9 protein-coding genes are annotated in these 12985 nt (G+C 53.1%); 6 read left to right on the top strand and 3 right to left on the bottom strand.

The window, feature by feature from the left end; all coding sequences use genetic code 11:
* A complete protein-coding gene (locus tag ACO08I_RS28710) occupies positions 1-783 on the top strand; it encodes a hypothetical protein (protein ID WP_282783333.1) in 783 nt (260 codons plus the stop codon).
* A gap of 219 nt (positions 784-1002) precedes the next feature.
* On the opposite strand, the gene ACO08I_RS28705 is transcribed toward ACO08I_RS28710, so the two are convergent.
* Both ACO08I_RS28705 and ACO08I_RS28700 read right to left on the bottom strand, forming a co-directional pair.
* Positions 1003-1428: a hypothetical protein gene (locus ACO08I_RS28705; protein WP_044224745.1), complete on the bottom strand. Its 426-nt coding sequence runs from the start codon at positions 1426-1428 to the stop codon at positions 1003-1005.
* Between the two features lie 87 nt (positions 1429-1515).
* Positions 1516-3036: an NAD(P)H-hydrate dehydratase gene (locus tag ACO08I_RS28700; RefSeq protein ID WP_421947896.1), complete on the bottom strand. Its 1521-nt coding sequence runs from the start codon at positions 3034-3036 to the stop codon at positions 1516-1518.
* Positions 3037-3050: 14 nt separating this feature from the next.
* Between ACO08I_RS28700 and ACO08I_RS28695 the strand changes: the two genes are divergently transcribed.
* The 5 genes from ACO08I_RS28695 to ACO08I_RS28675 all read left to right on the top strand — a co-directional run bounded on the left by ACO08I_RS28695 (position 3051) and on the right by ACO08I_RS28675 (position 9172).
* On the top strand, positions 3051-4139 hold the full coding sequence (locus tag ACO08I_RS28695; protein WP_044224737.1) for a CaiB/BaiF CoA transferase family protein: 1089 nt from the start codon (positions 3051-3053) through the stop codon (positions 4137-4139).
* A 64-nt stretch (positions 4140-4203) separates the two neighbouring features.
* Positions 4204-5109, top strand: a complete 906-nt coding sequence (locus tag ACO08I_RS28690; RefSeq protein WP_282783338.1) for a mechanosensitive ion channel family protein — start codon at positions 4204-4206, stop codon at positions 5107-5109.
* A 60-nt stretch (positions 5110-5169) separates the two neighbouring features.
* Positions 5170-5685: a PA2169 family four-helix-bundle protein gene (locus ACO08I_RS28685; RefSeq protein WP_421947895.1), complete on the top strand. Its 516-nt coding sequence runs from the start codon at positions 5170-5172 to the stop codon at positions 5683-5685.
* Between the two features lie 55 nt (positions 5686-5740).
* Complete coding sequence (locus ACO08I_RS28680) at positions 5741-8023, top strand: AAA family ATPase (protein ID WP_282783342.1); 2283 nt, start codon at positions 5741-5743, stop codon at positions 8021-8023.
* 3 nt (positions 8024-8026) lie between these two features.
* A complete protein-coding gene (locus ACO08I_RS28675) occupies positions 8027-9172 on the top strand; it encodes a DUF819 family protein (RefSeq protein ID WP_282783344.1) in 1146 nt (381 codons plus the stop codon).
* Here the strand turns inward: ACO08I_RS28675 and metH are convergent.
* The gene (gene metH, locus ACO08I_RS28670) at positions 9160-12837 is read right to left on the bottom strand and encodes a methionine synthase (protein WP_421947894.1); all 3678 of its coding nucleotides are present in this window, start codon (positions 12835-12837) and stop codon (positions 9160-9162) included. The two genes, ACO08I_RS28675 and metH, sit on opposite strands and share 13 nt — an antisense overlap.
* Positions 12838-12985 lie beyond the last annotated feature (148 nt).

Raw genomic sequence — 12985 nt, 5'->3', positions numbered from 1 at the left:
ATGGATCATAGCCAAAAAGAACTGCCGACAGCAATGGAACGTCGTCTACTCGGTTTTCTCAACCATATCAATAATGCCGCTACGCTATCTGATGCTATCCGCGACCGCCGGCAGGAAAAAGGCACGGGGATTGGAGAGAAGGTAGCTGACCGCCTGATCAAAGCCCGTACTGAACTGCCCGGATGCCGCTTTGAAAGCCTCAAACAGGTAGCAGCTGTTCCCGGAGTAGGCCAGGACAAACTGCTTGACCTCATGCATGCTTTCAAACAGCCGGCTGCACAGGCTTTCCGCAGCAATATGTACAATGGGGTGATCCTCAGCAACTGGGAACTGGAGTATTTTACTTCTATTTTTGAAGACGAAACTGCTTTTCAGGAAGTAATCGACTCTAAATCCAGCCTTGCTGAATTCGTAGGCGAGCAGGTGGAGCAAATTTCCCTGGAGCGCTACAGCAACAGCAAAGCGGCAGAGCTGGCCGGCGAACTGGTGGAACGCTGCTACGACGAGCACTTCCCAGACTCCCATTTCGGTGCCTACGCCCTGGCGCTTTGGTTTTATCAGTTTGATGCCGACAACTGGTTCTCCTTTGAGCGCGTCTTAAAGGAAACCGAGAAGTACCTTAATTTCTACCCGGAATGGGAGGACCGTTTGGAGCTTCATTTGTATAAAGGCTTCGATAATACGGGAGTACTGGTTGACCCGGTCACTCAGGTGGATCTGCCCGTAGTGATCAACCGGGGTGAACGGGCGGTGACGATTTGGACTTGCCAGCTGAATGATTAGGCTTCCCTCCTTATTGTGAAAGCCGTACCGCTGAAGGGCAATCCTGAACATCACTAATACACTTTATACTGTTGATGGCAGGCGGAGTTCTGTGGCTCTGTTTTCACGCTCCAGCCCTATCAGGCGCTACGGCTCTTAGTGCCCGGCCCGCTCAAATAACCGGGCCTGCAGTCAGTAAAACACTGAGTACCCGTCTGATAAATGAGCGCATGCTCAACGCTACTCAATTAAGGGCACGCCCAGATAAACCTTAATCTCCGGAGAAAGCCGCACCCGTACTTTAACTACGAGCGGATCGTTGAGGTTAGCCAGTGTCCGGCGGTGCAGATTGTAAGTGGTCCGTATGGTGGTAAAGACAGAGACAAGGGCCGCATTCTTGCGCGTCTCCTGAATAATTTCATCCAGTCGTTCCGGCCGGAAATCCTCATGCCGGCCTACCATTTCAACTTCCAAAGCAGGGCTAATAGCCACACTAAGGGCAAAGCTGCGAATTTCAAGCCCGTAGATTTCCAGTTTAGGGAAGACCGTTAGCCATTCTTCGATCAGTTGGAAGCTTTTTTCTTTGGCGCCTTCACCGAACTGTGCGGCTTGTTCACGCAAGGCCCCGGTAGCATCATTTATCGCTTGTTTGAATTTGTCGATCATGGCATTTCTTACGGTTGTTGAAGGGCCAATTTAGAAATTGCAAGCTTCTTTCATTCTGTTTTTCTCTGAACCGCCCTGCTTTTTAGATTAATGGCGGTTGCCGGCTTTACGCAATTGCTGGTAGGCCAGGCCCAGGGCATCCGGGATGTCGCCGGCGATCAGGGATTCCTCGCTTTCCCGTTGCAGGGCACAATCGCCGGCCAGCCCGTGCAAAAAGACGCCAAGCAGGGCAGCTGCTTCCGGTGTATAGCCTTGCGCCAGCAGCCCGGTGATTATACCTGCCAATACATCACCACTGCCACCGGTAGCCATGCCGGCATTCCCGGTGCTGTTGAAGTACGAACGCCCATTGGGGAGGGCGATACAGGTATGCGCGCCTTTGAGCACAATGATTACCCCGTGCTCCCGGGCTTTACGGATTTGTAGTTCGTGGCGTTTGAAGTGATTGGGGGTGGGGCCAAACAAGCGCTCGAATTCTTTGGGGTGGGGCGTGAGGATACTCTGGGAAGGAAGTGCTTTCAGCAAATCTGGCTGTGTGCTGATTATATTCAGGGCATCGGCATCGAGGACGAGTGGCTGATCGGCCAGGGCAATGAGTTGGGACAGTGCTTTTTGCGTGAGCGTGCCCTGCCCAAGCCCGCAGCCTATGCCTATAGCCTGATACGCATCGAGTTGCGGGACTTCAGTGAATTGGAGTTCGTGCCCGTCCAGGCTGACCATGGCTTCCGGAAGGGCCGTTTGGACGATGTTATAGCTGATTTTGGGAACATGCAGGCTCACCAGCCCTGCGCCAGACCGCAATGCACCACGCGCAGCCAGCAGGGCAGCTCCCATCTTGCCATAGCTACCCATGATAAGCAGGGCATGCCCGTGGGTGCCCTTGTGAGAAAACTTAGCTCGTGGCCGCAGTAGCGTGCACGCTGTTTCTTCCGTCAGATAGTAGTTGGAAGTTTCTGCCTGAGCGATGGCTTCAGGGTGCAAGCCGATTGACCGGACCGTCCATTGGCCTACCCTTTCAGCATTTTCCGGAAAAAGGAAAGCCAGTTTAGGCAACTCAAAAGCAAAAGTACGATGCGCGTGAAAAGCCACTCCGGTTGTGGATTGGTCAGCGTAAACGCCCGATGGAATATCAATAGCCACTCTGTTTACATTCAGGCCATTGAGGTGTTGTAGCAGATCGCCCCAGTATCCCTTTACAGGACGGTTAAGGCCCGAACCAAACAGGGCATCAATGACCAGTGCCTCTTCCGGCAACTCTGGCATCGGGTCCCCTTCAGCAATGGGGCAGGCTCCGATAGCGCCATGCCCGGGCAACCGCTTCAGGTTGGCTTCAAAATCCTCCGACCGGTTGGGGCTAATCTGGCAGGTATGCACCCTCACATCGTACCCCGAATGATGAAGCAGCCGTGCTGCCACAAGACCGTCTCCGGCATTATTGCCAATCCCGCAAAAGATATGCACCGGCCGTTGTTGGTCCGGATAGGTCTGAATAAGCCACCGGGTGAAGCAGGCTGCCGCCCGTTCCATTAGTTCGAGGGAGGAAATCGGCTCGTGATTTATGGTATATGCGTCGAGTTCCCGAATTTGAGCAGCAGAACAAATTTTCATAAAATATTTTTCATTTGGATAAGCAACAGTTTTTCGAAGGGCTCAGAGTAGTTGAGCTGGCCAGCGTACTGGCGGGGCCTGCCATCGGATTGTTTTTCGCCGAGCTTGGTGCAGAAGTGGTTAAGGTTGAAAATGCCCGGACCGAAGGTGATGTGACCCGCCGCTGGAAGCTGCCCTCAGAACCAGCTGAAGCGGATTACTCCGCCTATTACTGTAGCGTAAATTACAAAAAAAATGTTCGAATGATCGACCTCTCTGCCCCTCAGGGCAGAGCGGAAGTCCTGGAGTTGATCGCAGATGCGGACATCGTGGTGAGCAACTTTAAACGGGCCTCTGCACAAAAGCTGGGCATGGATTATGACACGCTGTACGAGCACAACCCTGCATTGATCTATGCGCAGTTGGATGCATTTGGTGCCGACGATCCCCTGCCCGCTTTTGATGTGGTGCTCCAAGCCGAGGCTGGCTTCCTGTATATGAATGGCGAACCAGGCCGGGACCCGGTCAAAATGCCCGTAGCCCTTATTGATATTCTGGCCGCTCATCAGCTCAAAGAAGCGGTACTCCTGGCACTGCTGCACCGCTACCGGACCGGCAAAGGGAGTTTCGTCTCCACTTCTCTCCTCGATGCAGCTATTGCCTCGCTGGCCAATCAGGCTACCAACTGGCTAATGGAGGGGCATATCCCTCAGCCTATGGGCATGCAGCATCCTAATATAGCACCTTACGGCGATATCTTTTACGGTAGTGATGGCAAGCCTCTTGTCCTGGCAGCGGGTACCGAAGGCCAGTTTACTCAGCTTTGCCAATGCCTTGGCCTGCCGGAGTTAACGCAGGATGAGCGCTTTGCCAGTAACAAAAGCCGGGTACAGCATCGTAGCCAGCTTTGCGATCAGCTGCGCCCTGCCTTTGAACGGGCTGACCGGGCTGCATGGATGAAGAAACTGGGAGAGGCCGGGGTGCCTGTAGGGAGTATTCGCAACATGCGCGAAGTCTTCGAACGGGAGCAGGCAAAAAACCTCATCCTGGAAGAGCCTATGCCTGATGGGCGCAACAGCCGAAGGGTAGCCACCGCTGCCTTTAAGTGGAAGCCTGCAGGCTGATCTGTCAGGGATGAACATCTCGGGGCTGTCCCCGTTCAAAGACTGAACAAACCCAACATGTACCTTGAACGACTTCAATGCCTCGCTGGAAGCTTTTTGGAACACACTAGAGGGGTGGCTGGAAGGATTAATAGCTAATCTGCCTAATATCATTTTAGCTGTCCTCGTACTGGTCGCTTCCATCTTCCTGTCCCGGTTCATAAAGAAATATGCCGGTAAAGTAGTGTCCAGATTCTCCGGAAATCATACCATCAACGGGCTTTTGGCCAACATCATCACTTCCGGTTTTTTAATGGTAATGCTCTTCGTGGTCCTGGGGATTCTCGGTCTCGACCGGGCGCTGACCTCCCTGCTGGCGGGTGCCGGCGTGGTAGGCCTGGCCGTTGGTCTTGCCGTTCAGGAGCCACTCATGAACCTGTTCTCAGGTATCCTGATGTCAACCAAATCCCTCTATAATGTTGGTGACCTGATCGAAACCAATGGTTACTTTGGCAAGATCAGGAAAGTCAACCTGCGCTCAACCATACTGGAACAGCTGAGTGGGGAGGAAGTGCTCCTGCCTAACAAAAGTATTATTCAAAATCCCCTGACAAACTATACCGTATCAGGCCGGCGCCGGTTAGCACTGAGCTGCGGCATTTCCTATGGGGAAGACCTCGAAAAAGTGCGTGCGGTAACCGTCAAAGCAGTAAAAGACAACGTAGAATATGACGAGCGTTTTCCGGTAGAATTCTACTACGAAGGCTACGGCGACAGTTCCATCAATTTCATCGTACGTTTCTGGCTGGCCGACATCACGCAGAAAGGGCTGCTTAATGCCCAAAGCGAGTCAGTCATCGCCATCAAAAAAGCCTTCGATCAGCATGATATAATGATCCCATTCCCCATCCGCACACTGGATTTCGGCATCAAGGGAGGCGAAAAGCTGAATACCATGCTGAAAGCATCTGCTATGAACGGTAAAGAATAGCCTTGCCGGGCCTTTTCAATGACTCGCTTTCTCCATCACAAAAAAAACAACAATCAAATTATGGCTAACAATCAAGATAAACCCTGGAATAAGAAACGTTACGACGCCAATACGCATGCCTCAGGCATAGCATTAATCAATAACCTCATGATGCGCAACAAAGATGCGGAAGAGCGTTACCGGGAAGCTGCCGCAGTAGCAACCGATGAGAGTCTGGTGCAATACCTGGAAAGCCTCGCTCGCTACCGGAACAGCCTCTATGAGCCGCTTTTTGAGTGGATGAATGCCTTGCCACCCACGCCTATGCCCATCAGCAAGCAGGCACGCTCCTATCTCTATGAACATTGGGGCGAATTTCGGGAGGCGCTGCTGCTCAACAATAAATCAAAGGTTGTAGAATTCTGCGAGGATAGTGAAAAGAAAATCTCCAGAGCCTACCGCGAAGCCGTTGCCCAAACTGGTGTGCCAAAAGATATCAATGAATTCCTCAACAAACAGCTGCAGCACATCCTTAAAATACGCCGTAAAGTAGAGCGTATGGAAACGGTCCCTATGCTCCATGACAATGACTTTTAAGCGGCCGTTTCAGGTCTGACAGAAATAATTATCTTAGCCGGGAATAATTCCCGGTATGGAAAAAATTATATATCCGCTGCTTTATTATCCTATTAACGAAGACACCCTGCTCGGGCAGCTCGTAGGTACGGATATTGAAGCGGTGGACAGTAGCCTGGCGGGGTTAAAGAAGACTTTGCTATCCTACCTTCAGAAACAGTATAAAAAGTACGATGACTACCCGCCATCGGAAATTCAATCCCCCCGGCTGAAAATGGTCGAGCTTCAGGTACGCCCCTCCTACCGGTCTCAGGGAGGGGTATTCCCGTTGCCGGACACGCTAAAAATCCGGTTGCCCATCGTTTACGGCGCGGTAGAAGACGGGCATTATGAGTGCCACATTCCCACCTTTCGCGAAAATTTCTTCTATTACGAGCCCAAGCAGTTTGATGCCCTTGTGCAACATGCGAGCCTCACCCTGCTCAATCAGGCTACCCCTGAGAAGCTATACCGCCTGATGCGTTACCCAAAACCTGTGCTGGACCATGTGGAGCTCAGGGTGAATTATGAAAGAGAATACTTTTGGGGAGGCTGGAGCCATGAGCGCACCTACGAAGTGCTCAACCGGCTGGCAGAACCTTATCCGCCCACCAAGAGCCAGCAGCGTAGCCTCAGTGTATTTCCGGACGCCGCCTGGGAACGGGAAGAAGCCGTTGCGCAGGCAATGGATAAAATTGCAGGCACCCGTTCCAATGTCCTTATTGTCGGGCGGTCCGGCACTGGAAAAAGCGCGGTGCTCACGGCAGCACTAAAACGCATCAGCAACCAGTCCCGTAAACAGCAGCTGGGATACACTTTCTGGCGCATTATGCCACAGCGAATAACGGCAAGCGCTAAATACCTGGGCGACTGGGAAGAAACGGTAGAAACCCTGGTGGAAGAACTCAGCATGGCAAACGGCATTATCTGGGTGGAACAGATGGTGCAATTGCTACAGACCGGGGGCGAAGGGCCGGAAGACAGTGTAGCGGCTTTTTTAATGAACTTCCTCCAGCAGGGAAAGCTCCATATGGTCGGAGAGGCTACGCCACAGGAACTGGAAAGTATGCGCAGGTTACTGCCCGGATTTGCAGAGGCTTTTCAGGTTATTGAAATAGGGGAACTAACGGAGCAGCAGGTCAGTAAAGTCATGAATGAGCTGGCTAATTATGCCGCCCAAAACCTGAAAGTGGATATTCTACCGGAAGCCCGGGAGTTGGTTTACCGGCTACTGTTACGATACCACCCCTATGCCAGTTTTCCCGGCAAAGCAGTCAGCTTCCTGGGGCAATCCCTGAATGAAGCCCGGTCCAGGCAGGAGCGGCAAATTGGCAAAACGGAGGTTATCCGGAATTTCATCCAGCAAACGGGCTTGCCGGAGTTATTTCTAAGGGATGAGCTGCCGCTGGACCAGAAAGCCCTAAAGAGCCACTTTGAAGCCCGGATTATTGGCCAGCCACAGGCTGTAGATGCCCTCACCCGGGTCGTCAAAATCTTCAAAGCCGGGTTAAACAACCCTCATCGCCCCATCGCCTCCTTTTTGTTTGCCGGGCCTACCGGCGTTGGCAAAACAGCGAGCGTAAAAGCTTTGTCTGAGTACTTCTTCGGCAAAGGCCAGCGCCAGTCGCCTCTGATCCGAATAGACATGAGCGAGTTTCAGCATCCAGAGCAACTCACCAGGCTTATCGGGGCGGGCCGGCAACCCGGTCAGCTCGTTAAGGAAGTCCGGGAGCGGCCCTTCTCTGTCCTCTTGCTGGATGAGGTGGAGAAAGCGGACCTTTCCATCTTTGATGCGCTGCTCGGCCTGCTCGATGAAGGCGTGCTGGTGGATGCCTACGGACGGGAAACCAATTTCCGCAATACGATTGTCATCATGACCTCCAACCTCGGCGCCAGCAACCGCTCTGTGCCTGGCTTTGGAGATAAATATCCCGATGCTGCAGCTTACCGTTCGGCAGTGGAGCGGCACTTCCGCCCGGAATTCGTAAATCGTATTGATGAACTGGTTGTTTTTGAATCCCTGAAAGCCGAAGACATTCTCAAAATCACTGAGAAGGAACTGGAAGGCTTAAAAGGCCGGGAAGGGTTCCAGAAGACCGGGCTGGAGGTACAATTCGAGCCTGCGCTGGTCCACTACCTGGCCCGTATCGGTTTTGACGAGCGCTACGGGGCACGGCCTCTTCAAAGGGCGCTGGAAGACCATGTGGTGATGCCGGTGGCCAGATGGATGCTTAAACATCCTGTAGACCGCCCCGGCCGGTTGATCATAGGCTGGTCTGACCGTCAGCAGCTCACCTTAAACTACCTGCCAAAAAAATAACTTATGCCCTGGATTTTGCTGCAAGGTGCAATCTTGCTGGGGGTTCCTTTCCTGAGCCGCAGGCTTGCCCGCCGGGGGCTGTTGCCGGACTGGCTGAGCCCGGTGGTGCTCTGCTATGCAATAGGCATTCTTCTCAAGAATACCAGCCTTTTCCCGCTCAGCGATCCGTTCTCAACTACCGCTACGGAGGTGGGGATTTTGTTTGCTATTCCACTTCTGCTTTATGCAACTGACCTGAAGCGGTGGTTATCCCACGCAGGCAGCAGCGTGCTGAGCTTCGGGTTGTGTGTGCTGAGTGGTGTTGTGGCAACGGTAGCTGCAGCATATTGGTTCCTGAATGACCTGCCGGATACCTGGCGGCTGGCAGGTATGCTCGCAGGGATTTACACCGGAGGTACACCCAATATGCAAGCCATCGGGCTGGCACTGAAAGCACCGCAGGAAACCATCATTCTGGTGAATGCGGCAGATGTGCTGCTGGGTGGCGTGTACCTGTTGCTGCTCACTTCGGTGGTGCCAAAATGGCTGAAAGCTGTACTGCCGGAGTTTCAGCACGACAAGGCAGCAGCGGTGGACGAAACAGAAACTGACCCCTACCAGGCATTCAGCTACGGACATGCCATCCGTGCGATAGGCTTAACGATGCTGGTGATAGGCAGCGCTCTGGGGCTAACCTGGCTGGTCTACGGCCAACTGGGCCAACTGGCGTTTCTCATCCTGATGCTGACGAGCCTGAGCCTGGCAGTGTCTTTTATACCCACCGTCAGGAACTGGGAAAACACCTTCGAGACCGGTGAATACTTTCTGCTGATTTTTTGCGTAGCTCTGGGCATGCTGGCCGATTTCCAAAGTATTCTTGAAAAGGGGCTGGGCATTGTTCAGTTCACAGCAGTAGCCCTGCTGGGCACTATCCTTTTGCACCTGCTTCTGGCCCGGCTTTTCCGTATTGATCGGGACACTTTTCTTTTTACCTCCGTAGCTGCCATCTACGGGCCCCCGTTTATAGGCCAGATCGCCAGCATCACCGGTAACCGGCAGCTAATCCTTTCCGGCATCGCCATGGGATTGCTGGGTTATGCCATTGGCAATTACCTGGGCATCGGGCTGGCTTATCTGTTGCAATGGCTGTTACAGGCTTACACATCATAATTCAGCACCGGAGCCAGCCAACGTTCTGCTTCCTCCACTGACATTCCTTTGCGGCGGGCATAGTCCTCCACCTGATCTTTACTGATCTGCCCCAGGCCAAAGTACTTCGATTCGGGATGAGCGAAGTAGTAACCACTCACCGAGGCAGCCGGGTACATAGCATAGGACTCGGTTAGCTGGATACCGATATTTTCCTCGACCTTCAGCAGTTCCCAAATGGTCCCTTTTTCGGTATGCTCCGGACAGGCCGGGTAGCCGGGAGCAGGGCGGATGCCTTTGTACTGCTCAGCAATCAGCGCTTCATTATCCAGCTCTTCCGATTGGTCATAGCCCCAGAACTCCTTGCGTACCCGCTGATGCAGCCTTTCCGCTAAGGCCTCAGCAAGCCGGTCAGCAAGGGCTTTCAGCATGATGGCAAGGTAGTCATCGTGCTCTGCTTCGAAGCGTTGAATGTGGGCTTCTATTCCAACACCGGCCGTTACGGCAAAAGCACCGATATAGTCGGGCCCGTCTTCGGGTTTCCGGATATAGTCCGAGAGGCTTAAGTTCGGCTGGCCAGGAGCTTTTTGGCGTTGCTGGCGCAGAAAATGAAGGACGGTCTGCGGTTCTTTCCGTTCTTCATCAGTGAAGACCGCTACAGACTCCTCTCCTACAGCATTAGCAGGGAACAGCCCAAATACAGCTTTAGCCGTCAGCCACTTTTCATCGATAATCTGACGGAGCATGCTGCGGGCATCGTTGTACAGTTTTTTAGCTTCAGTACCGACCACCTCATCTTCCAAAATAGCCGGGAACTTGCCTTTGAGCTGCCAGCTGCTGAAGAATGGCGTCCAGTCGATAAATTCAGTTAAATCTTCAAGATTGTAATCTTCGATCACCTGCAAGCCAGGCTGTGCAGGCTTAACGGCAGGCGTGGCGGCCCAATCCAGCTCCAACCGGTGCGCTCTCGCTTTTTTCAGGGTATGGTACTTTTTGTTGGACTTTCGGTTGCCGCGCAGTTCGCGTACCCGCTCGTAGTCCTTGCGGATGTCCAGCACGTAGTTGCTCCGTTGGCTTTCATTTTCGTTGAGCAAACTGCTGACTACTGATACGCTCCGGGAGGCGTCCAGCACATGTACAACGGGGCCGGAGTACTGAGGCTCCACTTTTACGGCGGTGTGGGTTTTAGAAGTCGTCGCCCCGCCAATCAGCAGTGGCACGGTAAAGCCCTGCCGCTCCATCTCCTTTGCCACATGCACCATCTCATCCAGCGAAGGCGTAATCAGGCCGCTCAGTCCTATAATATCTGCACCGGTTTCCTTTGCCTTGGCGAGTATTTTGTCTGCCGGGACCATTACGCCCATGTCGATGATGTTGTAATTGTTGCAGCCGAGCACCACACCTACGATATTTTTACCGATATCGTGTACATCACCTTTGACAGTGGCGAGCAGGACTTTGCCTTTACTGCTGTCTTCGCCCGCTGCTTTTTGAGCTTCAATATAAGGCGTAAGATAAGCCACGGCTTTCTTCATCACCCGGGCGCTTTTCACCACCTGAGGCAGGAACATCTTACCTTCCCCAAAGAGGTCGCCCACTACATTCATGCCATCCATCAGCGGGCCCTCAATCACATCAAGAGGTGAAGGCAGCTGTTGCCTGGCCTCCTCCGCGTCCGCTTCAATGTGTTCGGTGATGCCACGCACAAGGGCATGTTTGATGCGCTCGTGCAGAGGCGCTTCCCGCCAGGCCGTATCTTTTTTGAAGGTCCGGCCGCCATCGCCCTTTACGCTTTCGGCAAAGTCGGTGAGGCGCTCGGTAGCATCTTCCCTTCGGTTGAAAAGCACATCTTCCACCCGTTCCAGCAGATCTCTGGGTATCTCATCATAAACTTCAATCATGCCGGCATTCACAATGCCCATATCCATGCCCGCTTTGATAGCGTGGTAGAGGAATGCAGCATGCATAGCTTCCCGGACTACGTTGTTGCCCCGGAAAGAAAAACTGATATTGCTTACTCCGCCGCTGACCTTTGCGCCCGGGCAGCGCTTCTTGATCAGACGGGTGGCTTCGATGAAGTTAATGGCGTATTCGTTATGCGCCTCTATACCAGTGGCTACTGCGAATATATTAGGATCGAAGATGATGTCTTGTGGACGGAAGCCTACCTGTTGGGTGAGAATGTTATAGGCCCGCTCGCAAATGGCCACCTTGCGCTCGATGGTGTCGGCCTGCCCTTCTTCGTCAAAAGCCATGACGACCGTTGCGGCACCATAGCGCCGAACGGTTTTCGCTTGTTGGATAAAGGCCTCCTCCCCTTCCTTCAGGGAGATGGAATTGACCACGCACTTGCCCTGAACGCACTTCAGCCCCGCTTCGATGACGGAGAATTTGGAAGAGTCGATCATAATGGGCAGCCTGGCAATATCGGGTTCGGCCATGACCAGGTTGAGAAAATCCGTCATTGCTTTTTCAGAATCCAGCAGCCCTTCATCCATATTCACGTCAATGATCTGTGCTCCGCCTTCCACCTGATGCTGGGCGACGGAAAGAGCCTCGTCATACGCCCCGGATTTAATCAGGCGTGCAAACTTTCGGGAGCCGGTGACATTAGTCCGTTCTCCCACATTAACGAAGTTGGTCTCGGGGCGGATGATGAGTGGTTCCAGCCCGCTAAGCAGGGTGTATTCCGGAGATGGGGAGACCTGGCGCGGAGGTAAACCGGCTACAGCCTCAGCCATGAGCTGAATATGCTCAGGGGTAGTCCCACAGCACCCCCCAATGATATTGACGAAGCCACTCTCCGCAAAATCCCGGATGTATTTTTTCATTTCTTCCGGTTCCTGGTCGTATTCTCCAAATTCATTGGGCAGGCCGGCATTGGGATAAGCACTAATGAAGCAATCGGCCATATCGGAAAGCGCCTCAATATGCGGGCGCATTTCCTGTGCACCCAACGCACAATTCAGCCCCACACTAAGCAGCGGCATGTGGCTGACGGAAATCCAGAACGCCTCAGCAGTTTGGCCTGATAGCGTTCTTCCGCTGGCATCCGTAATCGTACCCGACACCATGACAGGCAGTTCCCTGCCCCGTTCCTCATGCAACAAGTCAATAGCAAAGAGAGCCGCTTTGGCATTGAGCGTATCGAAAACGGTTTCGATGAGGAAGAGGTCGGCTCCGCCATCCATAAGGCCTTTGGCCTGCTCGTAGTAATTGTCCCGCAGCTCATCGAAGGTAACCGCCCGGTAGCCGGGGTCGTTAACATCAGGAGATAGCGAGGCCGTGCGGTTAGTCGGCCCTATAGCACCAGCGACAAACCGGGGGCGCTCCGGGTTTTTAGCCGTAAATTCATCGGCAGCCCTGCGGGCAGCCTGCGCCGCCTTGAGGTTGATCTCGTAGGCGTATTCCTCCATACCATAGTCGGCCTGGGCAATACGGGTACCGCTGAAAGTATTGGTTTCAATGATGTCCGCTCCGGCTTCCAGGTAAGCCTTATGGATCGCCTCTATGATTTGGGGCTGGGTAATGGACAAAATATCGTTGTTCCCCTGAATATCCCGGGGCCAGTCTGCAAATCGCTGGCCACGGTAGTCAGCTTCCTTAAGTTGGTACTGCTGAATCATAGTGCCCATAGCACCGTCAATGACTAGAATTCTTTGCTGGAGTATATCGCGGATCGACATGAATGCGTTAAGTTTTGAAGGATTGACCACAGCAGGTATAACAAATACCCTAAATTGTGGTTGCCAAAGGTAGCATATATTGGAAAGTGGCCAAAATTGATTAGCTTAGTCAAGTGAGCATTTTAATGCCTAAAGGCGTACCTTTGCA

The organism is Phaeodactylibacter xiamenensis, from assembly GCF_965229835.1.
GTDB classification, from domain to species: Bacteria; Bacteroidota; Bacteroidia; order Chitinophagales; family Saprospiraceae; genus Phaeodactylibacter; species Phaeodactylibacter xiamenensis.
The sequence above is the reverse complement of the archived record's forward strand: the minus strand, read 5'-3'. Positions and strand labels throughout refer to the sequence as shown.